Annotated in this window: 27 protein-coding genes, 1 tRNA gene and 1 pseudogene; 19 read left to right on the forward strand and 10 right to left on the reverse strand. The window is 68.6% G+C overall.

Annotated elements, in window-relative coordinates:
* Positions 1–242: 242 nt before the first annotated feature.
* Both AB0M88_RS01085 and AB0M88_RS01090 read left to right on the forward strand, forming a co-directional pair.
* The gene (locus AB0M88_RS01085) at positions 243–371 is read left to right on the forward strand and encodes a DLW-39 family protein (RefSeq protein WP_364093564.1); all 129 of its coding nucleotides are present in this window, start codon (positions 243–245) and stop codon (positions 369–371) included.
* Positions 372–383: 12 nt separating this feature from the next.
* Positions 384–456, forward strand: a tRNA-Ala gene (locus tag AB0M88_RS01090).
* A 64-nt stretch (positions 457–520) separates the two neighbouring features.
* Here AB0M88_RS01090 and AB0M88_RS01095 read toward each other — a convergent pair.
* The 5 genes and pseudogenes from AB0M88_RS01095 to AB0M88_RS01115 form a co-directional block, all read right to left on the reverse strand.
* A complete protein-coding gene (locus tag AB0M88_RS01095; protein ID WP_364093567.1) occupies positions 521–1,747 on the reverse strand; it encodes a site-specific integrase in 1,227 nt (408 codons plus the stop codon).
* 1 nt (position 1,748) lies between these two features.
* Entirely contained in the window at positions 1,749–1,958 is a 210-nt protein-coding gene (locus tag AB0M88_RS01100; RefSeq protein WP_364093938.1) for a helix-turn-helix domain-containing protein, read from the reverse strand.
* A 107-nt stretch (positions 1,959–2,065) separates the two neighbouring features.
* Positions 2,066–3,634: pseudogene (locus tag AB0M88_RS01105) on the reverse strand (replication initiator); the annotation flags it as partial.
* Positions 3,635–3,748: 114 nt separating this feature from the next.
* Positions 3,749–4,039, reverse strand: coding sequence for a hypothetical protein (locus AB0M88_RS01110; RefSeq protein ID WP_364093570.1), 291 nt, complete (start codon positions 4,037–4,039; stop codon positions 3,749–3,751).
* Positions 4,036–4,341 carry a helix-turn-helix domain-containing protein gene (locus AB0M88_RS01115; protein WP_364093573.1) on the reverse strand — a complete coding sequence of 102 codons (306 nt, stop codon included), beginning with the start codon at positions 4,339–4,341 and terminating at the stop codon, positions 4,036–4,038. The genes AB0M88_RS01110 and AB0M88_RS01115 overlap by 4 nt, the downstream gene beginning before the upstream one ends.
* A 508-nt stretch (positions 4,342–4,849) precedes the next feature.
* On the opposite strand from AB0M88_RS01115, the gene AB0M88_RS01120 reads away from it, so the two are divergent.
* The 8 genes from AB0M88_RS01120 (at position 4,850) to AB0M88_RS01155 (ending at position 11,051) form a co-directional block, all read left to right on the forward strand.
* Complete coding sequence (locus AB0M88_RS01120; protein ID WP_364093576.1) at positions 4,850–5,461, forward strand: helix-turn-helix transcriptional regulator; 612 nt, start codon at positions 4,850–4,852, stop codon at positions 5,459–5,461.
* Positions 5,458–5,793 carry a divalent-cation tolerance protein CutA gene (gene cutA, locus AB0M88_RS01125; protein WP_364093579.1) on the forward strand — a complete coding sequence of 112 codons (336 nt, stop codon included), beginning with the start codon at positions 5,458–5,460 and terminating at the stop codon, positions 5,791–5,793. The genes AB0M88_RS01120 and cutA overlap by 4 nt, the downstream gene beginning before the upstream one ends.
* Before the next feature lie 2 nt (positions 5,794–5,795).
* Positions 5,796–6,197 (forward strand): VOC family protein, encoded by a 402-nt coding sequence (locus AB0M88_RS01130; protein WP_364093582.1) that lies wholly within the window; start codon positions 5,796–5,798, stop codon positions 6,195–6,197.
* A gap of 651 nt (positions 6,198–6,848) precedes the next feature.
* Positions 6,849–6,974, forward strand: coding sequence for a hypothetical protein (locus AB0M88_RS01135; protein ID WP_364093585.1), 126 nt, complete (start codon positions 6,849–6,851; stop codon positions 6,972–6,974).
* An 871-nt stretch (positions 6,975–7,845) separates the two neighbouring features.
* Positions 7,846–8,478 carry a DUF6461 domain-containing protein gene (locus tag AB0M88_RS01140; RefSeq protein WP_364093588.1) on the forward strand — a complete coding sequence of 211 codons (633 nt, stop codon included), beginning with the start codon at positions 7,846–7,848 and terminating at the stop codon, positions 8,476–8,478.
* An 83-nt stretch (positions 8,479–8,561) separates the two neighbouring features.
* On the forward strand, positions 8,562–9,101 hold the full coding sequence (locus AB0M88_RS01145; RefSeq protein WP_364093941.1) for a helix-turn-helix domain-containing protein: 540 nt from the start codon (positions 8,562–8,564) through the stop codon (positions 9,099–9,101).
* A 148-nt stretch (positions 9,102–9,249) separates the two neighbouring features.
* Entirely contained in the window at positions 9,250–10,542 is a 1,293-nt protein-coding gene (locus AB0M88_RS01150) for a cyclopropane-fatty-acyl-phospholipid synthase family protein (RefSeq protein ID WP_364093591.1), read from the forward strand.
* Positions 10,543–10,655: 113 nt separating this feature from the next.
* Positions 10,656–11,051 (forward strand): NUDIX hydrolase, encoded by a 396-nt coding sequence (locus tag AB0M88_RS01155; RefSeq protein WP_364093594.1) that lies wholly within the window; start codon positions 10,656–10,658, stop codon positions 11,049–11,051.
* Between the two features lie 419 nt (positions 11,052–11,470).
* Here the strand turns inward: AB0M88_RS01155 and AB0M88_RS01160 are convergent, their stop codons facing one another.
* On the reverse strand, positions 11,471–11,929 hold the full coding sequence (locus AB0M88_RS01160) for a hypothetical protein (RefSeq protein ID WP_364093597.1): 459 nt from the start codon (positions 11,927–11,929) through the stop codon (positions 11,471–11,473).
* Between the two features lie 495 nt (positions 11,930–12,424).
* Between AB0M88_RS01160 and AB0M88_RS01165 the strand changes: the two genes are divergently transcribed.
* Complete coding sequence (locus tag AB0M88_RS01165) at positions 12,425–12,976, forward strand: YbaK/EbsC family protein (RefSeq protein WP_364093944.1); 552 nt, start codon at positions 12,425–12,427, stop codon at positions 12,974–12,976.
* A gap of 54 nt (positions 12,977–13,030) precedes the next feature.
* Here AB0M88_RS01165 and AB0M88_RS01170 read toward each other — a convergent pair whose 3' ends face one another.
* From AB0M88_RS01170 to AB0M88_RS01185, 4 genes are all read right to left on the reverse strand, one after another.
* Positions 13,031–13,672, reverse strand: a complete 642-nt coding sequence (locus AB0M88_RS01170) for a DsbA family oxidoreductase (RefSeq protein WP_364093600.1) — start codon at positions 13,670–13,672, stop codon at positions 13,031–13,033.
* Positions 13,673–13,699: 27 nt separating this feature from the next.
* The gene (locus AB0M88_RS01175) at positions 13,700–14,125 is read right to left on the reverse strand and encodes a SufE family protein (RefSeq protein WP_364093603.1); all 426 of its coding nucleotides are present in this window, start codon (positions 14,123–14,125) and stop codon (positions 13,700–13,702) included.
* A 65-nt stretch (positions 14,126–14,190) separates the two neighbouring features.
* Positions 14,191–14,574, reverse strand: a complete 384-nt coding sequence (locus tag AB0M88_RS01180; RefSeq protein WP_364093606.1) for a CBS domain-containing protein — start codon at positions 14,572–14,574, stop codon at positions 14,191–14,193.
* A gap of 2 nt (positions 14,575–14,576) precedes the next feature.
* Positions 14,577–16,340, reverse strand: a complete 1,764-nt coding sequence (locus AB0M88_RS01185; RefSeq protein ID WP_364093609.1) for a proline--tRNA ligase — start codon at positions 16,338–16,340, stop codon at positions 14,577–14,579.
* Between the two features lie 135 nt (positions 16,341–16,475).
* Between AB0M88_RS01185 and AB0M88_RS01190 the strand changes: the two genes are divergently transcribed.
* The 8 genes from AB0M88_RS01190 to AB0M88_RS01225 all read left to right on the forward strand — a co-directional run bounded on the left by AB0M88_RS01190 (position 16,476) and on the right by AB0M88_RS01225 (position 26,902).
* Positions 16,476–17,255, forward strand: coding sequence for an SGNH/GDSL hydrolase family protein (locus AB0M88_RS01190; RefSeq protein WP_364093611.1), 780 nt, complete (start codon positions 16,476–16,478; stop codon positions 17,253–17,255).
* A 5-nt stretch (positions 17,256–17,260) separates the two neighbouring features.
* Entirely contained in the window at positions 17,261–18,160 is a 900-nt protein-coding gene (locus AB0M88_RS01195) for a sulfurtransferase (protein WP_364093612.1), read from the forward strand.
* A gap of 88 nt (positions 18,161–18,248) precedes the next feature.
* Complete coding sequence (locus AB0M88_RS01200) at positions 18,249–19,991, forward strand: HSP90 family protein (protein ID WP_364093615.1); 1,743 nt, start codon at positions 18,249–18,251, stop codon at positions 19,989–19,991.
* Entirely contained in the window at positions 19,988–22,795 is a 2,808-nt protein-coding gene (locus AB0M88_RS01205) for a tetratricopeptide repeat protein (protein ID WP_364093617.1), read from the forward strand. Before AB0M88_RS01200 ends, AB0M88_RS01205 begins: the two co-directional genes overlap by 4 nt.
* A gap of 68 nt (positions 22,796–22,863) precedes the next feature.
* Positions 22,864–23,469 carry a TetR/AcrR family transcriptional regulator gene (locus tag AB0M88_RS01210; RefSeq protein WP_364093619.1) on the forward strand — a complete coding sequence of 202 codons (606 nt, stop codon included), beginning with the start codon at positions 22,864–22,866 and terminating at the stop codon, positions 23,467–23,469.
* A complete protein-coding gene (locus AB0M88_RS01215) occupies positions 23,469–24,794 on the forward strand; it encodes a biotin carboxylase N-terminal domain-containing protein (RefSeq protein WP_364093622.1) in 1,326 nt (441 codons plus the stop codon). The genes AB0M88_RS01210 and AB0M88_RS01215 overlap by 1 nt, the downstream gene beginning before the upstream one ends.
* A gap of 2 nt (positions 24,795–24,796) precedes the next feature.
* The gene (locus tag AB0M88_RS01220; protein ID WP_364093624.1) at positions 24,797–25,678 is read left to right on the forward strand and encodes a hydroxymethylglutaryl-CoA lyase; all 882 of its coding nucleotides are present in this window, start codon (positions 24,797–24,799) and stop codon (positions 25,676–25,678) included.
* Between the two features lie 153 nt (positions 25,679–25,831).
* The gene (locus AB0M88_RS01225; protein WP_364093626.1) at positions 25,832–26,902 is read left to right on the forward strand and encodes a hypothetical protein; all 1,071 of its coding nucleotides are present in this window, start codon (positions 25,832–25,834) and stop codon (positions 26,900–26,902) included.
* Positions 26,903–26,909 lie beyond the last annotated feature (7 nt).

The raw sequence follows: 26,909 nt of genomic DNA on the forward strand, positions 1-26,909 counted from the left end.
GCGGACCGGGGCCACTCGTCATTTTGCTCCGGGGGCCGAGCCCCCGGACGCCCCGCGGTGCGGTGGCTGCGCTTACGGACGATGGTTGCGCTTACGGACGATGGTTGCGCTTTGGTGGGCGGTCGCTCCGCGGCGCGGTCGCTTCGCTCTGCGGTGTGGCTGTGGCGCGGTTGCCTTGCTCGCGGGTGTGGGGTTGGGCGGAGCGGGTTGCTTGCGCGGGAATCGTTTGGGAGTGTGTCTCAATGCTGAAGAAGCTCCTTATCGTCGCTGGGCTCATCGGGGCTGCGGCGTTTGTGATCAAGAAGGTCAAGGCGTCCAGCGATGAGCGGGCGCTGTGGCACGAGGCGACTACGGCGCCCGACCTTCGGTAGGTTTGTGGTCCGGGGGCCCTAGCTCAACTGGCAGAGCACCGCCTTTGCAAGGCGGGGGTTAGGGGTTCAAGTCCCCTGGGCTCCACAAATACGGCCTCTGACCAGGCCAAACGTAAGCGCAAGATCATTGGGCACATGCTGGGCACAACTCAGCGTGTGCCCAGCTTTTTTCTTGCTGCCGTGAGGGCGTCGCCGACGATCCCGCGCTTGCGGTCCTGGCGGGGCCAGAAGTGCACGTAGACGCTGAGGGTGGTCTGTAGTTGGGCGTGTCGCAGTGCCCGCTGGACCTCCTTCGCGTCGACGCCGTTGGCGATCAGCGTCGTGGCGAACCAGTGTCTGAGAGCATGGAAGCCCGCCTGCTTGGGATCTGTCGGCCAGCCCGCCTTGGTCCGCCATTTCACCCACTCGCCCGACCAGGTTCGGTCGGTGAACGGGTTTCCGTGCACCGTGGTGAACAGCAGCGGTACGCGTCGCCGGACCGGAAGGCGCCCGGTGCGATCGAGCATCTCGACTTCCTGAGGCGGGTAGTCCCGTACGTGGCCGCTTAGCGCTTCCTGGACGGTCGGGTCAAGGTCGACGGTTCCCGCCGATCCGGACTTCGGCGCGGTGAGGCAGAAGCCGCCGTACTCCTTCGGCGAGTAACGGAGTTGCTGGACGACGTGAAGTTGCTCGTCTTCGGTGTCGAGACAGCGAGGGCCGTCCTCGAATCCGAGTGCTTCGGAGATCCGCAGACCCGCGCCGCTGCCAAGCCACAGGACTCCGTGATACCGGTCGGGCACGGCCTCGAAGAGCCGAGCCACGTCCCGGTCGTCCGGGACCCACTTCGGTGCTGCACTGAGATCCCGGAAGATCTGTGTGAGTTTGATCGCATCACATGGGTTCTCACCGATCACCTTGTCCCGGACTGCGGCGGCCATGATCGCGTCGAACAACTCGAAGTAGAGCCGCAGGCTCGATTGCGGGGTCCCGTCGGCCAGCTCGGCCGCCAGCCACTTCAAGACGGCCGTCTCGTTGATGCCTCGGATGCCGCCGGGAAAGGCCGGCGCGAGGTGGAGCCGGATGTTCGACTCCACTCGTCGGCGGGTTTCCGGCGACGGCCAGGTGATGACGCGTGGCTCCCGCCATCGCTCTGCGTATGCAGGGAAGGTGAGGTTTCGCTCGGTCTGGGCCACCTGGACTTCCGGGGCGGTTCCCTTCAGGGCGGCCTTGTCGAATTCCTTCGCGTCGGTCTCGCGGTCGAAGTGCTTGTCTCGGCTCTCGCCGTTGGCGTCTACGTATCGGACTCGCCATCGTTTCCCGCGTCCGTGCCGCTTCGAGGGCAGTCGTTCCTTGTTCCGTCCGCGTTCCTTGAGGTACCAGAGATCGTCGATCGGCATGTCAAGCCACCTGATCCCGGAACCAGGCGCGAACATCCGCCGGGTCGTACAGCAGGTGCCGACCGATTTTGGCTGCTGGCGGTCCCTTACGGCGGTGCCGCCACTGGTAAAGGGTGCCGATGGGCGTGTGCAGGAATGCCGCTGTCTCTTCGACGGTCCACAGCTCGTTGCTGACGGGCGCGGGAGCCGTCTCGGTGTTCAGCCGAGTCATGTCCGTGTCTCCTTTGAAGTGGCGAAAGGGGCAACGGATCGAGCCGCGCTTGTCGGCGATCAAGGTAGTTTTTCCTGCGCCGTGCAGGTGTTGTGCTGGTGAACCGTCTATGCGGCCAGGAGGACCGTGTTAGTCCGGGTTCCGGTTTCGTGGGCGAGTTCTTCGCGGCCGGTGCGATGACGCTCGCGTGCCATGGCGGCGGAGGTGTTGGCAAGTAGGGCGTCGCCGGTGGTTTGCCAGCCGACTCCGGCGAAGCCGAGGATGCCGACGATGACGGCCTGGTCCACGATGTCGAGGCCGGACAGCTGGTCAGGGTGGTGGAGGTCGGTGACGCGGCGGTAGTCGACGCGGGCGGCGCGGAGGGCGCCGAAGGTGGTGGAGTAACGGCGGGCTTTGGTGAGGAAGTGTCCGCCGAAGCCGAGCATGTGTGCCCAGCGCCGGAGTCGTTGGTAGGTAACGGTTTCCGGGTCGATAGCCGGTGGGTTGTCAAGGCCAGGTTGACAGTGAATCGGTGTCCGGATGGGGCGACCGAGTCGCCAGCATGCGGCGACGAGACGGGCGATGTGGCCGCCCTGAGGGTTGATCGGCTCGTCGGTGTCCGTGTTGATGCGGGTGGACTGGTAGCCGGTGGCCTCAGTCGATTTGGTGGCGTACTTGGCGAGGTAGGCGGCGGCCTGGGCGTCGGAGACAGCACCGTCTCCGGCCAGGGCCAGGGGCCGGATGTCGACCTGATCGCCCCAGGCGATCGGCCAGCCGTCAGGGCGGTCGGGGTGAGGTGGGCTGGTCTCGGCGGTGACGGTGGCGGCATGCCGGATGGCGTCCTCGAGGTCGGCGACGGAAAGGCCGGCGGGCGGCGGCACAATGGCGTCGAGGTCGTCAGGGTCGATGCCGTCAAGGCGGACCAGGGCGTGGAAGTGGATGGCACCGCGTCGTTGCATCTCGGCGGCCTTGCCAGGCGAGAGCCGCACTGGAGCCTTCATGGTGACCTTGCCGGTGGTCGGTGAGACGACGGGGACGCGGGCGATGCCGCGCCGTTTGCAGAGCCGTTGCAGGTAGCGCAGGGCGTTCTGGGTGGTGCGGTGCCAGAGCTTGCCGGTGAACAGGTTCCAGACGGCTTGGTGGTCGTAGTCGTAGCAGTCGAGACACAGTGGCCGACCGAGGGCGGGATCGTCGTCGGCGTGCCGTACCCAGCAGACAGCCGGAGCATCGTGGGCGCAGGTGCCGACCTGACGGCGGGCGTGACACGGCTCGGGACGGCAGTCGCAGCGCCGCCGGTCGCGGCAGGTGTGCTTTTTGACGTGCCGGGTGTGAACCGTGCCGAACGAGGGTGCGGTGAAGGTGGCGAACACGGCCGGATGCAAGGCCACGGTGTCCGGGATTCCTTTGCCACCAACGATTCCCGCGCGTAGGAGTTGGAACGCGTCGGCCTGGTAGGTGGCGGCACAGGACGGGCAGACCGAGTGGCGCCGGTTGCCGCACGCCTTGTAGATCGCAGCGTCGGGCATGGCGTCGGTGTGCCGGGTGTCGAGGACACGGCCGGTGCCCGCTTCGACGGTCGACAGAGTGCCGGACAGCCGGATGGGGCGGGTGCAGCCTGCGGCAGCGGAGACGTGGTGGAGCCAGCTGTAGTAGTCGGGCTGTGATGCCCGGGTGAGGGCGGTGCCGGGGGCGGACCACTCGGCCGCTGGTGGCCTCCAAGCCGGGGCCGAGTGATCCGGGTCTGTGGGTCCGGTGCCCCCCGTACCGATCATGAAGGAGGCAAGATCGGGCCGGGGGACGCCAGGCTGAGGTCAGCGGGCACAGGCGTGCTCCGCGTCACTCTGCGGTGTTGCGGTGCGCTCAGGGATGAGCGCGTTGGGGTGCCGTAGCGCGTACTCGATGAGTACGGCGTAGGGCTCCGGGATGGGTTCGCGGTGCTGTTCCCAGAGGAACAGGTGCCGCAGCAGCTCGTAGGTTTTCGGCACGTCGATGCCTGCGTGTTGGGCGAGGATCTCGATGCGGCCGATGAGCTGCATGGGCTGCCAGCCGTAGGTAAGCCGCCGTTGACGGCACGGGTGCATGACAGCGGTGTGGGTGGTCACAGGACCACCTCGATGAGCCTGTGCACATCGACGTCCAGGACACGAGCGAGTTCCCGCAAGGCGCGGACGCTGTCGATGCCGCGTTCCCCGCGTTCGACCTGGGAGAGCCAGGACGCTGAGTAGCCGATCAGTTCGGCGCACTCGGTCTGCGACAGCCCGCGCTTGCGGCGCAGTCGTCGGACGACCATGGAGATAGCGGGTAGTTCCGGGGTGACCGGAACCGGGTGCGGGTGCATGTGTGCGGCCGGGTTCGGGCACATGGCCGGACGGGTGGCCGGGCGGGTGAGGGTCGGAGCGGTCATCAGAAGCCGCTCATGCTGAAGCTGCCGGTGAAACGGCCTACGGTCAGCGGGGCGTCGCCGTCGATGACGGATTGACAACCGGGGCAGTTGCAGTGGGGGTTGAGGGGGTTCGGGCAGGTGAGTTGCGGTGCGGCAGTGCAGTGGGTAGCGGGGCCGGAGTCAGCGGAGGTGGTCAGGTGTCCGGTAGGCGTGGAGCCGGAAGGGGTCGACGCGACCGGCATAAGCCGGGTGTAGGGAGGCAAAGCGGAAGCGTCTGACAGTTGACCCGAGGCGAGACACGCGGACATAGAGGTACGCTGAGCAGGCATCGTTTGGTCCTTTCTCAGGGAGACCGATGCACCTGGCCTCGACGGGTGCCAGCCCGTCGGGGCCTTTCATGTCCTGCTGTGAGGACACTTGTGACCTCTATGATGAGGACGCAAGCGCCCTGTGTCAAGGACGTCTTTGCCCTATCTGAGGGCAGGCGTGTCCGTTTGGCTAGGACGACTGTGTCCGGGACAATGGACTAGTGAACGTGAATGAAGTCATCCGCCGACGCCGCAACGAGCTGGGCATGACGCAGGCTGAACTTGCTCAGAAGGCAGGCATCGACACGCGGCAGATTCGCCGCTATGAGGCGGGCGACACGCAACCTGCACTACTCGTCGCGGTCGGCATCGCTAGGGCGCTGGGGATCACAGTCGAGGAGTTGGCCGGAGAGGAAGTTCACCGTGTCGACCTGTCGGGCGACTGGTGGGCCTGCTGGCAAACATGGAATGAAGGCCGAGAGATCCTGAACCCCCACCAAATTCGAATGAGGCAACAGAGCGAAATAATCGACGTTATAGCTACCACTCGCGGAACGCAGTCGTTCGAGGAGGGGGGCTACCTATGGAGGGGTGAATTCCGCCTCTGGGACAACGAAGTCCTAATGGGCTGGTACGTCGCGGACGAAGGCGCGGTGCGCTCAAAGGGCACGATGTATTTCGTGCTACATCAGCACGGCGAAAAGATGAGCGGACGGTGGGTCGGCTTAAGTTATGACGGCCCGATAATCTCCGGCTGGGGGGCCATCGCCCGGACCAAAGAGGAGACCCTCGCAATAATCCACGAGTTGAAGGAAGGGGAACCTATCCAGTGAAGGACACTCCCGAGCAAATTTGCGAAGTGATCATAACGGCGGGAACAGCCGAATGGCTCGCCACCTTTACCCGCGAGCTTGTGGAACATCGCTTGGCCGCCTGTGGACAAAACATTGCGTCGATTCGGTCAATCTATCGATGGCAGGGAGCCATTGAGGATGAAGGTGAGGCGCGAGTGGCCCTGCACACAAGACTTTCTCTCGTCCCAGCCATCGTCGCCCTGGCAGATAAGGAACACCCATACGAGGTGCCGTGTGTCATCGCGCTTCCAGTTGTAGCGGGAAATCCCCGCTACATCGAATGGGTACTAGCCGAGACGGCCTCCGACTAGCCATGGCCCACCGCAGTCGCCTTTGCCATTTTGTAATTGACTGTCCCGACCTGGACTCAGCAACCGAGTTTTGGTCTGCGGCACTCGACGCTTCTGAGGAACAGTTGGCTTCGCCAAGCAGCCAGGTCTACCGACAGTTGCGATTGCCGGATTCAGAGATCCGCATACTCCTACAACATGTAGATGACAAGAAAGCGTCGAAGGAACGGATGCATCTCGACATCGAGACAGACGACGTTGACGCTGAAGTACAACGCCTCGAACGACTAGGCGCTACTCGCTGGGATCACCAACAAGAGCGCGGCTATGACTTCTGGGTGCTACGCGATCCGTGGGGGAACGAGTTCTGCGTGCTACAGCAAACATTCCCCGAACTGCTTAGCAGTCGACCGGTAATGAGCTGAGTAAGACGGTCGGCCGCCGGGGATCGTGTGCAAACTTTCTGTACGTCTTCAAGGCGGCCCGAAACGGGCCGCTCACTCCGTCGCCGAGGGCAGCGCACCGCCGCAGCAGGGAAAAGCTGCGGCGGCACGCTAACCGCTCCTCGGCGACACTCGTGGAGAGCGTAAGAGAGTCGGGCCTGCCGAAGGACTGACGAAAATCCGGGGTGTGAGGACTTGGTCGAGCGGCCGACCGGCACGGCCTGGGCGACGCGGACGAGCTGACCGCTCCAGGCCGCAGCGCGCAGCCGGGACGTAGATGGCCGGGGGTTACTACGCCTCCGGCGGGGGCTCTCCGGCTCCGGGATGGTCGCGCACCCCGCCACCCTCGCTCCGGGGCAAGCCGAGCAGACTCCGCCGGCGCCCGCCAACCTGGGTGCCTAGGGTCACGGCCGTCTTGGCATGGCGGGCGCCGGCCGAGCCCGCTCCCTGAAAGGCGGATCGACGGTGACGGGATGGCGCTGAGCCACGAACGCCCCTGGGCAAGCAAGTGTCAAGACAGCCTTGACATCCCACAGGTGCGGAGATGCATGTCCGCTTCCAGAAGCTGAGAGCTCGTTTTTGTCAGGGGGCTCTGAGACCCTCACTGAGTTCACCCCGGAAGAAGGGAGTTAGATGCCGAACCGTCCCCGCCGACCGCGGTGGTGGGAGATCCTCGTTCGCGTCTTGTACGCGATCGCCGCGCTCGCTGGATCTGTCGCCACGCTGGTCACCGCGGTGAACGGGTTGGAACACTTCTAGCGTCAACTAGAAGATCCCAACCCGGACCACCTACCTATCCCAACTACCTGGGGTTCCGCTCCCGGCTTCTTACCGGATACAGGGTGCGGGACCCCTTCTTATTGCCGAACGACCGTCCGGGTCAGCCAGACGTGCGCGGCAAGCTGTGATTGACAGTATGGCCACGGTACGACACTTATCAGACTTGGGATAGCGGGTCATGGGTCCTGAGCTGGGAAAACTACCTTTCGAGGATGAATCTTGAATGCGTTCTCCGTCGTAGCCTGGGGAGGCCAGTCCGTGTCCTCCGCGAGTTGCACGACGGCGACACGTTCCACAACCTGATGCACGACGACAGCAAGTTCGGCGACACCGATTACAAGCCTTGGGTTGCGCTGACGGGACGGATCCCAGCTACTGGTCTTCACCAGAAGATCATCGGGCACAAGCCGGGCACAACCCAGCCTGTAAAGCGGTGTCAGAAGTCGAGAGACGTTCACCGATATCGGCAGGTCAGGTGCCTGTTAAGTGCGACATGACCCATGATCACAGTTTGGGGGTTCAAGTCCCCTGGGCTCCACGAGTGTTGGATCCCCGGTTCGCTGTGGCGGGCCGGGGATTTTGCTGTGCTGGGTGCGGCGCGACCGATGGTCGCGCCTTTTCTGTACGCGGAGGACGGGTGCGGAAAGCCGTGAGTGGGATGGTCTTGGGAGAGTTGGGCTGATCTACTGGCCCGGTGCGGCGGCGATCTCTGTTTTGGCTTCTCGGCGGTGGTTTGCTGGCCGGATGTCAGGCGGTCAGTGCGGGGGCCGCGCCACGTGAGTCGGAGGACTCGGCTTCGCCGACGAGCAGTCCGACGGCCTCGTCCTCGGCCTCGGAGACTCCTGCGCCGTTGCCTTCGCTTCTGCTGGGGCGGCCGGCGGTGGCGGGGGACTATGCGTGGTTCGGTGCGGTTGATGATCTGGCCGAAGGGTTCTGTTTCACCTGGGTGCGGGGGCTGACGCCCGAGCAGGTCATCAAGGTCAGCGAGGGCAAAGAGCTCGAGCGGATCGGGTGGGAGCAGCTCGTCGGGTCGGGGGACGGGCAGCAGATGGGAGCCGAGCAGTACTTCTACGGGGTTGCCCACGTCGGGGAGTGGGCGCTGCTGGTGGAAGACAACGGGACGTTCGGAACCACCGACCTGCAGGCGCGGACGTTGGGCCGGGGGACGACCCTGGTGTCGTTCTCCTGGAAGGCCCGCGGGCTCGGGCGCGTGCTGGTGCTCGAGGACGCGAGCTATCGCGTCGACTTCGATCCGCTCACCAGCGAGAAGGTGAGCGGCTGGGGCGCCTCCGAGCTGGCGACGGTCGCCGACGCGGCCGGATTCGCGGTGGCTCGGGACCTGCGGTCGGGTGACCAGGCCGAATATCGGAAGTACTGCATGTTGTCGGCGTTCGCGTTCGTGGAGCGGGTCACCGGCGTCGCGATGACCGAAGACCTGCTGGAGCGGCTCACCTATCTGCTGACGAGCGTGCGCGCCAGTTAGGTCAACGCAGTCCGGCCGAAAGAGTCAAGAGCCGTTCGGTTGTTGCATTGCGGGATGGCGGGCGGGAACATCCTCGCGTGGCGATGCGCACCTCCCCCGAACTACTGAGCATCGGCGAAGCGGCGATCCTCCTCCGGTCGTCGCGGCGGCAGGTGACAGATCTGTGTGCCCGCGGCCTCCTGCCGTACGTTTCGATCGGCACCCAGCGCAAGCTGCGCCGGGCCGACATCGAAGCTCTGATCCGGCCGGCCCTGAGCCGCACCGAGACCGAGCAGCTGTGGCTGCACCGGGCGATCGCCGGGAAGTTCGTCGCCAACCCGGCGGCGATCCTGGCCGCGGCCACGATCAACCTGCGCCGCCTGACACGGCTGCACCCCGAGGGGCATTCCTGGGAGTGGATCGATCGTTGGCAGGCCGTGCTCGACGAGGGTCCGGAGGCGGTGCTGGAGGCGCTCACGTCGTCCGCCGGTTACGCGGTGGAATTGCGCGGCACGTCACCCTTCGTCGGAATCCTGTCCGAAGTAGAGCGACGGATCGTGCTCGACGCCCTCGCCGACACCCGGAGGGAGCGAGCCCGACCGATGCGCGCGGAGACTCTGGAACGGGTGTTACGCGTGGTGTGACCGGCCCAGTTCGCACACTGTGAGTCGTCAGTCACAAAACAATAGAAGGACCTTATGTAATTTGCCGCAGCGGGCGGATAGTGAGTCGGTTCAAGATTCGGTCACGCCGATACCCCCAGCGTGACCGGCTCCACCTGGGAGGTTTCCTATGCCGACCACCACCCCCGCCCCGAGCGTCGCCGCGAAGATCAAAGGCCTCCTCGAGAGTCTCCTGCAGACGCTCATGCCGGTACGGCTGCGCGCCTGGGACGGCTCCACAGCCGGCCCGGAGGACGCTCCGACTCTGATCGTCCGGCACAAGCGAGCACTGCGCCGCCTGATGTGGCAGCCGAACGAACTCGGGCTCGCCCGAGCGTACGTCTCGGGCGAAATCGATCTCGAGGGCGACCTGTACGACGCGCTGAACCGGCTCGCCGACCTGGTCTGGCGCTCGCCCGACATCAAGGACGTGCCGCTGCGTACGGTCGTCACCGATGCGTTCAAGCTCGGCATCATCGGCACCCAGCCCAAGCCGCCACCGGAAGAGATGCAGGTCACCGGCGACCAGCACAGCAAACGCCGGGACAAGCAGGCGGTCAGCCAGCACTACGACGTGGGCAACGACTTCTACCGGATCGTGCTCGGCGAGAGCATGGTCTACTCGTGCGCGTACTGGATGCACGACGAGGCGGACTACGGCCTCGCCGACGCGCAGCGCGACAAACTCGACCTGATCTGCCGCAAGCTCGGCCTCAAGCCCGGCATGCGGCTGCTCGACGTCGGCTGCGGCTGGGGCAGCCTGGCCATGCACGCGGCGAAGCACTACGGCGTACAGGCGCTCGGCATCACGCTCTCCGGCGAGCAGGCCGACTACGCCCGCAAGGCGGTCGCCGAGGCCGGTCTCACCGGCCAGGTCGAGATCCGGATCCAGGACTATCGCGACCTCGACGACGGTCCCTTCGACGCGATCTCCAGCGTCGGCATGGCCGAACACGTCGGCACGGCGCCGTACCTCGACTACGCGAAGATCCTCCACCGCCAGCTGAAGCCGGGCGGCCGCCTGCTCAACCACCAGATCGGCCGCCTCCACCTGCCACCGAAGCAGCCGCACGAGCAGCGGTCCTTCATCGACGCGTACGTCTTCCCCGACGGGGAACTGGCGCCGATCGGCACGACGGTCACCCTCCTAGAGGAGGCCGGCTTCGAGGTACGCGACGTGCACGCGCTACGGGAGCACTACGCCCGCACGCTGCGCGCCTGGGTGGCGAACCTGGAGTCGGACTGGTCGACCGCCGTACGCCTCACCAGCCCCGGCCGGGCCCGGGTCTGGCGGCTGTACATGGCGGCGTCCGCGCTCGCCTTCGAGCAGGCGCGCATCAACGTCAACCAGGTCCTGGCGGTAAAGAGTCACCGCGACGGCACCAGCGAGATGCCGCCGACCCGCGGCGACTACCTGGCGTAATTCACAGGTGATGCCGTGGTGCCCGAGATCGGGCACCACGGTAAACCATCGGCTTATTCACACCTACCAACGTGGTCCTGCGGGCTGCCCCGGGCGCCGGTTAGCCTGCGATCGTGAGCGAACGAAAACGGGCCGCCGCCGTGATCGTGCGGGATGGCCGTGTGCTGATGGTGCACGAGCGGAGCCGGCGATCCGGTGGCGGCGAGTGGTGGACCCTGCCGGGCGGTGGCATCGAGCCCGGTGAGACCCCCGAGCAGGCCGTGCGGCGGGAGGTGTTCGAGGAGACCGGGCTGATTGTCGGCGACGCTCGATACGTCCTCGAAATGCCGTACCCGTCGGGGATGACGTCAGTCTTCGCGGTGACCGTGGCCGACGGCGAGCCGCGCCTGGGCGCCGACGACGGCGTCGGTCCGGAGGCGCTCGGCCTCGACTGGCTGCCCGCCCCGGAACTCCCGCTGGAGACCCAGGGCGTCCTGGTCCCGCCCATGATCGTGGTCCTGCCGACGTAGCGCTCCGGGTAGCAGGCCGACAGCGGCGACCAGGGCATCACGGGCCAGTGCCGGGGGTCCGGGCCCGGACGGAAGATGCACGAGCAGGACATAGGGCCGATCGTGTTGCGGCCGGTAGGACCCACTGGCGGGTGCTCGTTGCGCCGCCGTTCCCCGGCTGATCGGCGACGGATTTCCGGTTCGGCTCGACAGCGATCTGCCGCATCGTCGTATGTTCACGCCGCCGTCCGCGATCTGCACAGGCTCGTCCTCGGTGAGGTGCCGCCCGCGCGACGGACGTCACGCGGGCGATCCGAGCGGTTCGGTCGTGACGTCGCCGCTTTCCGGTTCGGATGTTGCCCGATGCCCCGGCCGCCACCACCGTTGACCGAACGATCCCTGATCCCCATATTCAGGGTGTTGCGACGATCCCTCGAACCTCAGAGACGGGTGGGGGTGGCTGCTCGTCCTCGATCTTCGTCCGAGCGGGCTCGACGTTGATCTGAGTGCGCGGGTGTCGGCTGGGCGGTGGCGATCGCCCGGCGGCGGTCGGTTACGAAGCGGGCGCAGGCGGCGGCGTACGTCAGGGAGAGGATCGGGCCAACGGTCCGGACCGGCTCCGGGTTGCCCGCGATGATGGTGATGAGCAGGGCGGTCTCGCCGAAGGCGGCCAGAACGACGGTGTTGACCGTGTCGTGGCGGCTCCAGGTCGCCCGGCGGCGGGCCTGACGGCGGATCTCGACGAAGAGGGAGTGGGCCATCCCGAGCGAGAGCAGGCCGAGGAGCATCGTCGCGAAAATCGAATGCTGACCGCCGGCGACCGCGGCCAGGGCTGTGGTGCCGGTGAGCAATGCGAGACCACTGATGGTTCCGATGTGGCCGCCGCGTCGCTCCTTCACATCTCCTGACGATCGGCAGGATCCGGTTGCGGCTGAGCGAACGGTCCAGCAGCAGGTCGCCGGGCCTGACTCGGGCTGAGCGAAACGGGGCCGACGGTGGCGGCGTGACTCAGGTCGACTGGGAACGGTCGAGTGGCCGGCTGCGGCACCTGATTCTGGCTGGACGTTCGGGATCGACGGTGGCGGCGTGATTCAGGTCGGTTTGGGGGGATGGTCGAGTGGCCGGCCGCGGCTGGACGTTCGGGATCGAGGTGGCGGCGTGAATCAGGTCGGCTGGGAACGGTCCGGCGGGCGGACGCGGCTCCTGACTCCGGCGGTGTGGGCGAGCTTGGACGTGATTGGCTGGCCTGGTGAAGCCCAGGATGTGGGTTGGGCGCAAGAGGCGGCTTGGCCGGGTGGGTGCGCCGCCGGGTCTGCTCGGGGCCATGGGGATTGGGCCACTGGGGTGTGGCGAGGTTTCTGGTGGGCCGGGATTGAGCAAGGATGGCGATCGTGATGGGAAGCCTGAAGCTCGAACCTGCCCAGTCCCGCCCCGACCTGCTCGCGGCGCCGGTTGCGAAGGCGCTGGAGGTGTGGCCGGCTGAGGCGCCGGTCGACGCCGACCAGGTGATGGTCGCGCCGATCGATCCTGAGTTGGCCGATACGGCGGCGTTCTGCGAGCTTTACGGGATCGGGCTCGACGAGTCGGCGAACTGCGTGATCGTGGCCGGTCGCCGGGGTGAGATCACGCGCTACGCGGCCTGCATCATCCTGGCGACGACCCGCGCCGACGTGAACGGGGTCGTGCGGCGCCACCTGGACGTGCGGAAGTGCAGTTTCGCGCCGATGGACGACGCGGTGGCGAAGACCGGCATGGAATATGGCGGCATCACGCCGATCGGGCTGCCCGCGGACTGGCCGATCCTCGTCGATTCGCGGGTTGTGGCCACCCCGCACGTGATCATCGGCTCGGGTGTGCGGCACAGCAAGATCGCGATTGCCGGGCCGGCTCTCGGTGCGCTGCCCGGTGCCGAGGTCATCGACGGGCTGGCCCGCGAGGTCGCGTGAGTGGCGGCCTGCCGTCGAAAGGGCGGCCTATGGCAGGTGGTTCCACGTGAAACGCTATCGACCGGCGTCGACGGCTTCGCGGCGGGTGATCTCTTCCAGGGCGGCCACCAGCGTGGCGGACTCCTGGGCGCCCTGGACGGCGTATTTGCCGTCGATGACGAAGGTCGGGACGCTGGTGATGCCGAGTTCGCGGGCCTCGTTGAGGTCGGCGTTGACGGCGTTGGTGCCGGCGTCCGATTCGAGGTAGGCCAGGGCGGCGTCGCGGCTCAGCCCGAGGCCGGCCGCTATGTCGGCCAGGGCGGTGCGGGAGCCGATGTCGACGCCGTTCTGGAAGTGGGCCCGCTGGAGCGCGTCGAGCATGTCGGGCTGGCGGTCCTGTCCGGCGGCCCAGGCGATCAGCCGGTGGGCGTCGAACGTGTTGGCGGCGATCGCGTGGTCGAAGTCGAGCCTCAATCCGTCCGCCGCGGCGACGCCGGTGACGTGCTCGAACATCTGGTCGGCGCGGGACGAACCGCCGAACTTGGCGGCCAGCGCCTCCTTGATCGGCAGCGGCTGCGGCACCGGCGAGGGGTCGAGCTGATAGGCCCGATAGGTCACCTTCACGTCGCCCGGGAACTCGCTCAGCGCCCGCTCCAGGCGACGCCGGCCGAGGTAGCACCAGGGGCAGATGACATCGGACCAGACCTGAATATCCACGGATCACACGGTAGGCCGTGACCGCGCCTATCCCAACTGGTCGCGGATCTGCCGCTTCAGGCGGCCCAGGATCGCCGCGCCGCCGCGGATGCGCAACGGGCTGATCGCCTGGGAGAGGCCCATCCGGGCGTAGAGGTCGTCGGGGACGCCCAGGATCTCCTCGGCCGTCGCGCCGGCGAGGCCCTCGGAGAGGATGCCGGCGAACGCCCGGGTGGTCGGCGACTCGGGTGGGCAGTCGAAGTAGCTGACCACGGTGTCGTCGGGCTGGACCTCGGCCTTCAGGAAGAACTGGGTCTGGCACTCCGGCACCTGCTCCATGCCCTCGTGCGTCAGCTCGGCGGGCAGCGGGGGCACCGCGTCGGAGAACTCGAGCAGCATTTCGAGCACCACGTCGCGAGGGGCGGAGGCGAACTCGTCGACGATCTCGGTCAGCTTCGGGGGCATGTCACTCACGGAAACGACCCTACGCCGGAGCAGCGGAAGCCCGAAAACGGAGGCCAGCGCCCTGAAACGCCGGGTCAGGCGGCGGCCGGGGCGAGGGCGATGTCGCTGAGGCTGATGATGCCGACCACCTTGCGGTCGGCGTCGCAGACCAGGAGGCGGCGAACGTTGCGCTCGCGCATCGCGTGCACGGCCTCGTCCACAGTGGCCGACTGCTCGATCATCAGCAGTTCGTGCGAACTGATCGAGCCGAGCGTGGTGGTCTTGGGCGGCAGGTTTTCGGCGATCGCGCGGATCACGATGTCGCGGTCGGTGACCAGGCCCATGATGGTGGGGCCGTGGGTGACGACGACATCGCCGATGCCCTGGTCGCGCATGGCCTGGGCGGCCTCGTCGAGCATGGTGCCCTCGGGTAGATAAACCACCCGGCGCGTCATCACGTCAGCAACCAGTCTGGCCATGGTCACACCTCCCGCCCGTTCCCTGTGCGGTACCCGAGTGACTTCTTGATTACACCCGGGACCTCGTCGAGTGCCACATCGTGTCGCTCACCGCTGCGGCGGTCGCGGATTTCCGCGTACCCGTCCGGGAAACGGCGGCCGACCACGACGGACCGGGCGATGCCGATGAGCTCGGCGTCGGTGAATTTGACGCCCGCCGACACGTTGGGGCGGTCGTCGACGAGCACCCGCAGGCCGGCCTCGACGAGCGAGGAGGCGAGCGACAGGGCGGCCTCGACCTGACCGTCCTTGCCGGCCGCGACCACGTGCACGTCGGCCGGGCCGACCTCGTCGGGCCACAGCAGACCGTGGTCGTCGTGGTGCTGCTCGGCGATCACGGCGACCGCGCGGGAGAGGCCGATGCCGTAGGAGCCCATGGTCGGGCGCACCGGTTTGCCGTCGGCGCCGAGCACTTCGACCTTGAACGCGTCGGTGTAGTGCCGGCCGAGCTGGAAGATGTGCGCGATCTCGACGCCGCGGCGCAGTGTCAGGGAGCCGTCGCCGCAGGCCGGGCAGGGGTCGCCGGCCCGCACCTCGGCCGCCTCGATGGTGCCGTCGGGGGTGAAGTCGCGGCCGGCCACGACGTGGGTGGCGTGCCGGCCGGGCGCGTTGGCGCCGGTCAGCCAGGCCGTGCCGGGGGCGACGCGGGGGTCGGCGAGGTAGCGCGCCGAGAGGCCCTGCGGGCCGATGTAGCCCTTGACCAGGTCGGGCCGGGACGCGAAGTCGTCGAACAGGGTCGCGGTCGCCGGGGCCAGCGCGGCCTCGAGGCGTTTCATGTCGACCTCGCGGTCGCCCGGCACTCCGATGATCAGCAGCTCCGCAGACCGGGCGCCGGGGTGCTTGACCGTGACCACGACGTTCTTCAACGTGTCGGCGGCGGTCCAGTCGGAGCGGCCGCCGAGGGCCCGGGAGTTGGCCAGGTCGACCAGTGACGCGATGGTCGGAGTGTCGGGGGTGTCGTGCTCCTCCAGCGCCGGCCACGACGAGTCCGAAACGGTGGGCGAGGAGACCACGACGGCCTCGGTGTTGGCCGCGTACGAACACGAGGTGCAGCCGACGAACGTGTCCTCGCCGACGTCGGCCGGAGCCAGGAACTCCTCTGAGGCGGAACCGCCCATCGCCCCCGACACCGCGGCGACGATCGCGTGCGAGAGACCCAGGCGCGAGAAGACTCGCTGGTAGGCGGCACGCATCACCGCGTACGTCTGCTGGAGCTCACCGTCGGTGAGCGAGAAGGAATAGGCGTCCTTCATCAGGAATTCGCGGCCGCGCAGCAGGCCGGCCCGGGGCCGCGCCTCGTCGCGGAATTTGGTCTGCACCTGGAAGAGCACCAGCGGGAAATCGCGGTAGGAGCTGGTCATGTCCTGCACGAGCAGGGTGAACATCTCTTCGTGGGTCGGTGCGAGCAGGTAGTCGCCGCCGCGATGATCTTGAAGAGTGAACAGCAACGAGCCGTATTCGGTCCAGCGGTTGCTGACGTCATAGGGCTCGCGGGGCAGCAGTGCCGGGAACGAGACCTCTTGACCGCCGACCGCGGTCATCTCCTCGCGGACGATCGAGGTCACCCGGTCGAGCACCAGCTTGCCAAGCGGAAGCCAGGTGTAGCCGCCCGGCGCGGCGCGGCGGATGAAGCCGGCCCGGAGCAGCAGCCGATGGCTCGGCACCTCAGCGTCGGCCGGCTCCTCGCGCAGGGTCTTGAGCAGCAGCCTGGACATCCGCAACAGCATGGGGTGCACCGTAGCGAGGCCGCCGTAGGGTAGCGACCGGTTATCCGTGTGTCGCCATCATCACGCTGCCGATGCTCCCTGTCCGGTGGAAAACTGCTGGAGCAACTACCGGTGAAGAGACGTTCAGGAGGCGCGATGACCTGGCGCAGCTTCGTGGCGATGGGGGACAGCTTCACCGAGGGTCTCAACGATCCTTACCCCGACGGCACCTATCGCGGTTGGGCCGATCTGGTGGCGGCCCGACTGGCGGTGGACGCCGGCCCCGACTTCGGCTACGCCAATCTGGCGATCCGGGGCAAGGTGCTCGACCAGATCGTCGACGACCAGCTCGAGGCCACTCTGGCCATGCACCCCGACCTGGTCAGCGTCGCGGCCGGAGGCAACGACGTGCTCCGGCCGGTGATGGACACCCATGACCTGGTCCACCGCTTCGAGCCGATGGTCAAACGGCTGCGCGAGAGCGGCGCCGACGTGATCCTCTTCCGGTTCGCCGACGTCACCGCCCACCTGCCGGCCCAGCGGATCATCGGGCCGCGCGCGGCGATCCTCAACGACGGCGTCGCCGAGCTGGGCGAGAAGTACGGTGCCTATGTGATCGACCTGTTCGCCGACGACGCCTTCCACCACCCCGAGATGTGGGCCCCCGACCGCCTGCACCTCTCGGCGGCCGGCCACCGCCGGGTCGCCGGTCACGTGCTCAACGTGCTCGGTGTCGGCGTCGACGAACAGTGGATGCTGGTGCCGCCGATGCCCGAGCCCACACCGTGGCTGCTCGCCCGCGGCGCCGATCTGCGCTGGGCCCGCGACCACCTGGCGCCCTGGTTCCGCCGGCACCTGCGCGGGCAGTCGTCGGGCGCGATGATCACGGCCAAGCGGCCGACCCTGAGTCCTGTGAGCGACAGAGAGATAGCGTGACAACCATGTCGATTCCGAACGATCCGGCGCCGCAGCTGCAGGCGTACGCGCACCCCGACAAGCTGGTCACGACCGAGTGGCTGGCCGCCAACCTGGACACCCCCGGCCTCGTGGTGGTGGAGTCGGACGAGGACGTGCTCCTCTACGACACCGGGCACATCCCGGGGGCGGTCAAGGTCGACTGGCACCTCGAGCTCAACGACCAGGTCACCCGCGACTACCTCGACCCGGAGGCGTTCGCGGCGATGTGCGAGGCCAAGGGCATCGGGCGCGACGACACGATCGTCTTCTACGGCGACAACTTCAACTGGTGGGCGGCGTACGCGCTCTGGGTCTTCACCCTCTTCGGCCACCGCGACGTTCGCCTGCTGGACGGCGGCCGGCAGAAGTGGGCGGCCGAGGGCCGCGAGCTGACCCGGGAGAAGACGGCCCGCCCGGCGGCGTCCTACCCGGTGCCGGTGCGCAGCGACGAGCCGATCCGGGCCTTCCGCGACGAGGTCATGTCGCACATCGCGAGCGGCCGGCCGCTGGTCGACGTGCGTTCCCCGCAGGAATACACGGGTGAGCTGACCCACATGGCGGCCTACCCGCAGGAGGGTGCGCTGCGCGGCGGTCACATCCCGGGCGCGGCGAGCAAGCCGTGGAAGTCGGCGGCGAACGACGACGGCACCTTCAAGGCGGCCGACGAGCTGACCAGGATCTATCGCGACGAGCTCGGGCTGCGGGAGTCGGACGACATCATCGCGTACTGCCGGATCGGCGAGCGGTCGAGTCACACCTGGTTCGTGCTGCAGCACCTGCTCGGTTATCCCCAGGTTCGTAACTACGACGGTTCCTGGACGGAGTGGGGCAATCTGGTCAAGGCCCCGATCGTGAAGGGTGCCGAGCCGGGCAAGCTCGCCTGATCTCGATCTTTGAACGGGGTGGCCTCGATTTTCTCAAAAGGATCAAGGCGCCCCGCTTTTGTCGGAGGGAACCGGTACTTTCTCCGCCGTGAGCAACACGTTCCAGGTCGACCTCCGGGGCATCGTCGACCTCCTGAGCCACCATCTCTACGCGAGCCCGCGCGTCTACATCCGTGAGCTGCTGCAAAACGCGGTCGACGCGATCACCGCGACCGGCGACGCCGAGCAGGGCCGGGTCGACCTGGTCACCGGCGACGGCCGGCTGCGGGTCAGCGACAACGGCATCGGGCTGACCGAGGCGCAGGTCCACGAGCTGCTGGCCACGATCGGCCGCAGCTCCAAGCGCGATGAGCTGGGCTTCCAGCGCCACGAGTTCCTCGGCCAGTTCGGCATCGGCCTGCTCTCGTGCTTCCTGGTGGCCGACGAGATCCACGTGCACACCCGCCGGGCGGGCGCTCCGGCCGTCCTGTGGATCGGCTCGTCCGACGGTCGCTATGAGGTGCGCCCAGGCGAGGAACGCGAGCCGGGGACCACGGTCACCCTGCTGCCGCGGCGCGGCAGCGAGTCGCTTCTTTCCGGTACGACCGTACGCGAGCTGGCCGAGCTCTACGGTTCGCTGCTTCCCGTCGCGGTGACCGTCGACGGCGAGTCGGTGACGGCCGGTCGGCTGCCGTGGGAGATGGGGCGCAACGGTCTTTTGGCGTACGGCGAGCGCGTCTTCGGTTTCCAGCCGTTCGACGTGATCGAGCTGAACGTGCCCGAGGCCGGCCTGACCGGGGCCGCGTTCGTGCTGCCCACCCCGGTCAACCCGGCGGTTCGCGGTGGCCACCGGGTCTACCTCAAGCGCATGCTCCTGGCCGAGAGCGTCGAGGGCCTGCTCCCCGACTGGGCGTTCTTCGCCCGCTGCGTGGTCGACAGCACCGAGCTGCGCCCGACCGCCAGCCGCGAGGCGCTCTACGACGACGGCCTGCTCAACGACACGCGTGACGCGATCGCCGACCAGCTGCGCGGCTGGCTGGTGCGGCTGGCCGCGACCGACCCGCACCGGCTGGGCCGGTTCCTCGGCATCCACCACCTCGGCGTCAAGGCGCTCGCCCTGCACGACGACGAGATGCTGCGCCTGGTCGAGCAGTGGTACCCGATGGAGACCAACATGGGCCAGGTCACCCTGGCCGACTTCCGATCCCGTCACGGCGTTCTGCGCTACGCGGCCACCACCGACGAGTTCCGCCAGCTCGCCGCCGTGGCCGCGGCCCAGGAGGTCGGCCTGATCAACGGCGGCTACGTGTACGACGCCGAGATCATCGAGCGGCTGTCCACGGCCGACCCCGAGGTCCGCGCCGAGCGGCTCGACCCGACCGACCTCTCGACCCGGTTCACCGGCCTCGACCCCGACATCGAGTTCCAGCTGCACCCGTTCCTGACCGTGGCCCAGCGGCGCCTCGACCGGCTCGGCTGCGAGGTGGTGATCCGCACCTTCGATCCGGCCAACCTCCCCGCGCTCTATCTGGTCAGCCGGGCGGCCGCGTTCCACGAGCAGTTCACGACCAGCCGCGAGAAGGCCGACGACCTGTGGGGCGGCGTGCTCGACGCGCTGGCCGCCACCGCCCCGCCCGACCGGCCGCAACTGGTGCTCAACTATCGCAATCCGCTGGTGCGCCGCGTGGTCGCGCTGGCCGACCCGGAGCTCGCCGGCCTGGCCGTCGAGTCGCTCTACGGCCAGGCCCTGATGCTCGGCCACCACCCGATCCGGCCCGCCGACGCCGCCCTGCTCACCACGTCGTTCATGGGCCTGCTCGACCGGGCGATGCCGGAGGGGGAGAACCGATGAGGACCGCTCAGGAACTGTGGGAGCTCCTGGAGCGCGCCTACGAAATGCCGTACGGCGCGGGTCAGATCGCCGTCTACGACGAACTGCTGCGGCAGGTCGACGAGGCAGGCGACGCCGATCTGGCGTTCACCGCCCGGCTGCTCTCCACCCAGGCGTACATCTACGGTGGCGAGCCGGCCAAGGCGTTCGTCACCTTCTCCTGGTGTGTCAGTGACTTCGACAACAACCCGGGTCCGCATCACGGCCGGCACACCCACACGCTGCTGTGGCTGTTCAAGACCATGGTCAGCACGATGACCAAGTTCCCGCAGGTGCCGCTCGAGCGCACCCGGGCGGTGCTCGACGACATGGAGCGCCGCTACCGCGAGGGCGGGCACAGTCTCCAGGCCGTCTACAAGCATCGCTATCTGGTCGCCTCGCACGTGGGCCGGGCCGACGAGACGGCGGCCTGGTTCGAGCGCTGGCAGGCGACGCCGCGCGACGAGCTGTCCGACTGCGCCGGGTGCGACCCGACGTCGGTGGCGTCCTATTTGAACGATCGTGGGCGCTTCGCCGAGACGGTCGCGCTGGCCGAGCCGGTGCTGGCCGGGCGGCTGACCTGCAGCGAGCAGCCGCAGCAGATCCTCAACAACCTGATGGAGGCCTATCTGGGCACCGGTGAGGCCGAGAAGGCGGCCGACGCGCACCGGCGGGCCTATCGGCTGGAGCGCACCCGGCTGGCCGACCTGTGGGAGATCGGCACGCACATCGGCTTCTGCGCCCGCACCGGCAACGAGCACCGCGGTCTGGAGATCCTCCAGCGGCATATCGACTGGCTGGAGAAGGCGCCGTCGCCCGGGGCCGAGATGATGTTCGCCGCCGACGCCGCGTTGCTGCTGCGCCGGCTGACCGAGCTGGGGCACGGCGAGCTGACCGTACGCCGGGCCGGCCGCGATGAGATCACCGTGGCCGAGCTGGCGCCCGAGATGGCGGCCCGGGCGCGCGCGATGGCCGCGAGGTTCGACGCCCGTAACGGGACTGATCACCAGAGCGGGCTGGTCGAGGCCGAGATCGGTGCTCAGCCGTACGGCATCGACCTGGTGTTGTCGCCGAGCCGGCGGCCGTCCGCCGCCCCCGTGGCGCAGGCGGCGCCGGAGCCTCGGCCCGAGATCCCCGCCGGGGCGACCGCCGCCGAGCTGCTCGATCTGGCTCGCGAGCACGCCCGGGAGGATCGCGACGCCGCGCTGGCCGCGACCCTCGACGAGCTGGACGCCCGGTTCGGCGAGCTCGACGACCCGGTGCTGGCCGGCCGCCGGCTGATGATGCGCGGCGACGTGCGGCAGAACGCCGGTGATCCGGCCGGCATGCTGACCGCGTGGGAGCAGGCCGAGAAGCTGTTCGCCGAGGCCGGAGCCACCGAGCAGTTGCTGGTCGCCCGGTCCCGCATCGCCCTCGAGCACGCGTCGCGGGAGGGCGGCGAGGCCGACGACGCCGCGGCCCTGGCCGAGATCGCCTATCAGGACGAGCACGGCGGCCCGCTCGAGCGGGGCGGCGCCTTCAGCCGGCTGAGCAGCCTGCGCTTCCACCAGGGCCGCGTCGACGAGGCGGTCGCGGCGGCCGAGCGTGGCCAGCAGTTCGCCACCGAGGCCGGCCGGCCGCGTCTGGCCGCGATCGCCGCGCTGCTGCGCACCCGGGCCCTGGTCGCGGCCGAGCGCATCGACGAGGCCCGTTCATCCGCCCATTTCGCCTGGGAGTTCTATCGGGCGCACGGCCCGGCCTCGCGTCGTGGCGAGGTCGCGACCCTCTATGCCCAGCTGATCGACGACCCGAAGGAAAAGGTGTCGCTGTTCGGCGAGACGATCGTGAGCGGCGCCCGTGGTCCGGCGCTGGCCGCCCGGGCGGGTCGCGGCCGTGCGCTGATGAGCCTGGAACGGCCGGCCGAGGCGATCGACGACCTGGTCGAGGCGGTGGCGCTGGCCGCCGCCGAGGACCTGCCCGAGGCGTCGGCCTTCGCCCGCATCGACCTGGCCCACGCCTACCGGCTGGCCGACCGGCCGGTCGAGGCGGCCGAGGTGGCGGAGGAGGCGCTGCTGCGGCTCGAACGGCTCGGCCTGAACGAGCCGGCGAACGACGTCCGTTTCCTGCTCACCGACCTCTATCGGGCGCTGGGTGACGACGAGAGCGCGCTGGCCGGCTACCGCGAGCTGATCGAGCGGCTGACCGACAACCCGGCCGGCCGGGCCCCGGTCGGCGAGTCCCTGGCCGACCTGCTCTATCGCAAGGACCGTGACGCCGACGCGGCCGCGGCGTTCGGGGCCGCGGCGGCCGATCTGCACGAGGCCGGCGACCTGATCGGCGAGTTGCGGGCGCTGCGCCGGCAGGTCAGCGCGTTGCACTTCGCCGGCCGGGCGGAGGAGGCGGAGGCGGCCGCGCAGCGGGTGACCGACCTCTTCGGTGCCCTGCCGCCCGAGATGGCCCAGGTGCCCAACGCGATCTGGCAGCGCTGGATGACCGCGTTCGAGAGCGGCCGGGTGTTCATGTCGGCCGAGCGGTGGGACGACGCGATCGCCGAACTGCGGTCCGGGGTGGCCGGGCTGCGTGATCTCGGAGCCCTCGCCGACGCCGACCGTCTGACCAGCATGCTGGCCGAGGTGCTGCTCCGGGCGGGTGAACCGGCCGAGGCCGAGGCCCTGCTCAAGGGCGTGCTCGAGCGGCTGCCGGCCGACGCGCCGGAGCGGCCGGGCCTGATCGAGCTGCAGGCCGAGGCCGCGCAGGCGGCCAAGGACCAGCCCAAGCGCCCGGGCCGGCGGTGGCCATGGTCGTGACGAAGGTAATCGACGAGCGCCTGAACGTCCGTTAAGGCGATGGCTTGACATCGGGTTAGAGTTGCCTCGTGACGACGGTTGATCAGCACCAGCGGCCGGGCCCGCCCGCACCTCGGCGGCGCTCGCGCCGCGACGAGATCCTCGAGATCGCCGTGGGCCTGTTCGCGGCCCGCGGCTATCACGGCGTCTCGATGGACGATATCGGCTCGGCGGCCGGGGTGACCGGACCGGCGCTCTATCACCACTTCGCGGGCAAAGAGGCGATGCTGGTCGCCGCGCTGATCCCGGTCAGCGAGGGCCTGCTGCACGGGGGTAAGGCCCGGGTCGCCCTGCATCCCGACGACGCCGAGGCCGCGCTCGCCGACCTGATCGACTTCCACGTCGAGTTCGCGCTGGCCAACCCGGCCGTCATCGCGCTGCACCTGCACGAACTCGACCGTCTGCCCGAGGAGCCACGCCGGCAGATCCGTCGTCTGCAGCGTCTCTATGTCGAGGAGTGGGTGGAGGTGCTGGGCAAGCTGCGGCCCGATCTCGACGCGCCCGAGGCCCGGGTGCTCGCTCACTCGGCGTTCGGCCTGATGAACTCGACGCCGTTCCTGGGCGGCGAGGTCGACCGCCGGCGCCGCGCCGCGTTGCTGCGTGAGGCGACGGTCCACGCGCTGGTGGGTCACTGATGATCGAGTCGCTCCTCGTCGCCAACCGGGGCGAGATCGCGCGCCGGATCATCCGGACGGCCAAGCGGCTGGGCATCAGAACTGTCGCGGTCTACTCCGAAGCCGACACGGGCCTGCCGTTCGTGGCCGAGGCCGACCAGTCGATCTGCATCGGCGCGCCTCAGGCGTACCGCAATGCCGAAGTGATCCTCGCCGCGGCGAAGGAGACCAAGGCGCAGGCGATCCACCCCGGCTACGGCTTTCTCAGTGAGAACGCCGACTTCGCCCGCGCGGTCGAGACCAACGGCCTGATCTGGGTCGGGCCACCCGCCGCCGCGATCACCGCGATGGGCGACAAGATCAACGCGCGCAACCTGATGGCCGAGGCCGGCGTGCCGGTGGCCCCGGGCAGCCATGACCCCGCGGCCACTGTGGAGGCCGCGATCGAGGCGGCGACCGCGATCGGTTATCCGGTCATGGTCAAGGCGGCCGCCGGCGGTGGTGGCATGGGCATGGCGGTCGCGGCCGACGAGGCGGCCCTGACCACCGAGTACGCCAAGGTGCGCGCGTTCGCCGAGCGGATGTTCGGCGACGCCTCGGTGCTGATCGAGCGCTACTTCCCCCGGGTGCGGCACGTCGAGGTGCAGATTCTCGGCTTGGCCGACGGCCGGGTGGTCGCCCTCTCCGAGCGCGAGTGCTCGGTGCAGCGCCGCAACCAGAAGCTGGTCGAGGAGGCGCCGTCGCCCGCGGTCGACCCCGGGTTGCGAGCACGCTTTCTGGCCGCCGCGGTCAAGGCCGGCGAGGCGGTCGGCTATCGCAACGCCGGCACCGTCGAATGCCTGCTCGACCCGGCGACCGGCGAGTTCTTCTTCCTCGAGATGAACACCCGCCTGCAGGTCGAGCACCCGATCACCGAGCTGATCCACGGCACCGACCTGGTCGAGCAGCAGCTGCGCATCGCCTCCGGCCTCGCACCCAACTTCGACGTCGACCGGCCGACCACCGGCCACGCCATCGAGCTGCGGATCAACGCGGAGGACCCGAAGCGTTTCCTGCCCGGCCCGGGCAAGGTCGTGACCTGGGCCGAGCCGTCCGGCGAGGGCGTACGCGTCGACTCCGGCTATGCCGAGGGCACGACGGTCACGCCGCACTACGACTCGCTGATGGCCAAGCTGATCGTCTTCGGCAGCGACCGGGCCGACGCGATCGCCCGGGCCCGGGCCGCGGTGGCCGGCTTCCAGATCGCGGGGCCGAAAAACAACCTGCCGTTCTTCGCCGAGCTGCTGGACAACGACGAGTTCCGGTCCGGTGACTACGACACCGGCATCGTTTCGCGGATGAGGTGATCATGGTGTCGTCGGTGAGTATTCGCGAGGTCGCCCCGCGGGACGGGCTGCAGAACGAGGAACCCGTCCCGACCGAGGCCAAGGTCAAGCTGATCGACGCGCTGAGCGACACGGGCGTCCGGCGGATCGAGGCGGTCTCGTTCGTACACCCGAGGGCCATCCCGCAGATGGCCGACGCCGACGAGGTCTGGTCGCGGGTCGCGAAAAATCCGGGCATACGTTACTCGGCGCTCATCCCCAACACGCGCGGCGCGCAGCGGGCGATCGCCGCCGGTTTCCGCGAGATCGAGGTCGTCGTCTCGGCGAGCGACACCCACAACCAGCGCAACCTCAACCGCTCGACCGAACAGTCCCTTGAGGACATCGCCCAGCTCATCCCGCTGATCCACGCGGCCGGTGCGACGCTCGAGGTGATCGTCGCAACGAGTTTCGGCTGTCCGTTCGAGGGCGACATCGACCCGGACCGGGTCGCGGGCATCGTGGCTCGCGTCCGCGCCGACGGCGCGGACCGCATCGCCTTCGGCGACACGACCGGCATGGCGACTCCGCGCCGGGTGCGTGATCTGCTGTCTTCCGTACGCCCGGACCTGCTGCACTTCCACAACACCCGCGGCACGGGTCTGGCGAACATCCTGACCGCCCTGGATCTCGGCATCACCGAGTTCGATGCCAGTGTCGGCGGCATCGGCGGCTGCCCCTACGCCCCCGGCGCGTCGGGCAACGTGGCCACCGAAGAGGTCGTCCACATGCTGCATGACATGGGCATAGACACCGGAATAGATCTCGATCGGCTAATCGAAACGGCCGAGATGGCGGAGAAGATGCTCGGCCGTACGCTGCCGTCGGGTGTTCTGCGAGCCGGCCCCCGCACCCGATTGGTGTGATTTCTGCCGCAGCACACTGCGATCATTTTTCCCTTTTGGCGGCGTGACCCCCGCAAGGCCGCTTCGTTACCAATACCGAGTGGCCGATATCGTCGCGATCTTCCAACGCGACGAATTCGCCACCGGTCGGAATTCGGCGACGAGGGGCGGATCATGACGGGGCTGGGGGTCGAGCGCCTGCGCACGGCGTTCCCGCTGTCGGTGCCGCCCACCGGTGTCTCCGCGCTCATGCCGCCTCACATCCAGGGGGCGGAGCGGCGGACGGGGCGCCGGGCCCGACGCACCCGATGGGGACTGCGCGTTCTCGTCGTCGGCGGCCTGGCCGGAGCGGCCTGGCTGCTCACCGGTGCCGCCGCGCACGCCGCGGACCGGACCGACGGGCCGTCCGGCTCGTTGCTCGGGTCCATCGTCGGCGACGGCGAATCCTCTGGAGTCTCCGGACTCCTGACAGCGGCCGCCCAGCCGCTGGAGTCCGTCTCCCCGGTCCATCAGCACCACGTCGTGGCCGCCGTTCTCGATCTACCGAGGCAGGTTCTGACCCGCCCGGCGAGGAAGCACGGTGCAACGGGCCACGATCACGCCAGAACCCCGGTCGGCGCCGCCATCGGCGCTGTCGACCACGTCCTGGGGGAGGTGGCCGGGCCTATCCGCCTCACCGGCGGTCCCGCTACCACCCACCAGTTGCTCGCCTCGATGACGGAACCCGCCGTCTCGGATTCGCGCCCGGTCACCGACCTGCCGCCCGATCCGGCTGCGAAGCCGGTGCGGCCGGACGAAGAACCGGCGCCGGTGGCACGCACGCCGGCCGCCGGGACGCCGCGGACCGCTCCCGTCACGAACCGCGCGAGCAACCCGATCCCGCCGACCCTGCCGGCCGCGGCCACCGTCCCCCGGGCGAGTGCGCCGACGCGGCACGTCAAGGTCGTCTCCCTCCCGTCCGTCCACCATCGGCACCGTGTCGCTTCGGCGATCCACGCGCCGGCGACGGTCAGCGAGGAGAACCCCGGGGGTGACGTACCGGCTGCGCCTCTGCAGCTGCACCTCGGGGACGCCAGCGGCACTCCGGCCACCAGTGGGTCGGGGACACCGACGGAGGGTGGGGCTCCGGCCTTCCTTCCGGCGGCGATCGCGGACAGCACGATGGCGAGCCATCTGCTCCCGATCGCGTCCGATGTCGAGGTCCGGCGTCACGACGCCGAGGCCCCGACCGTCTCACCTGACTAGCGAAGCT

Origin of the sequence: Actinoplanes sp. NPDC051411, assembly GCF_040682075.1 — a bacterium.
Lineage (GTDB): Bacteria > Actinomycetota > Actinomycetes > Mycobacteriales > Micromonosporaceae > Actinoplanes.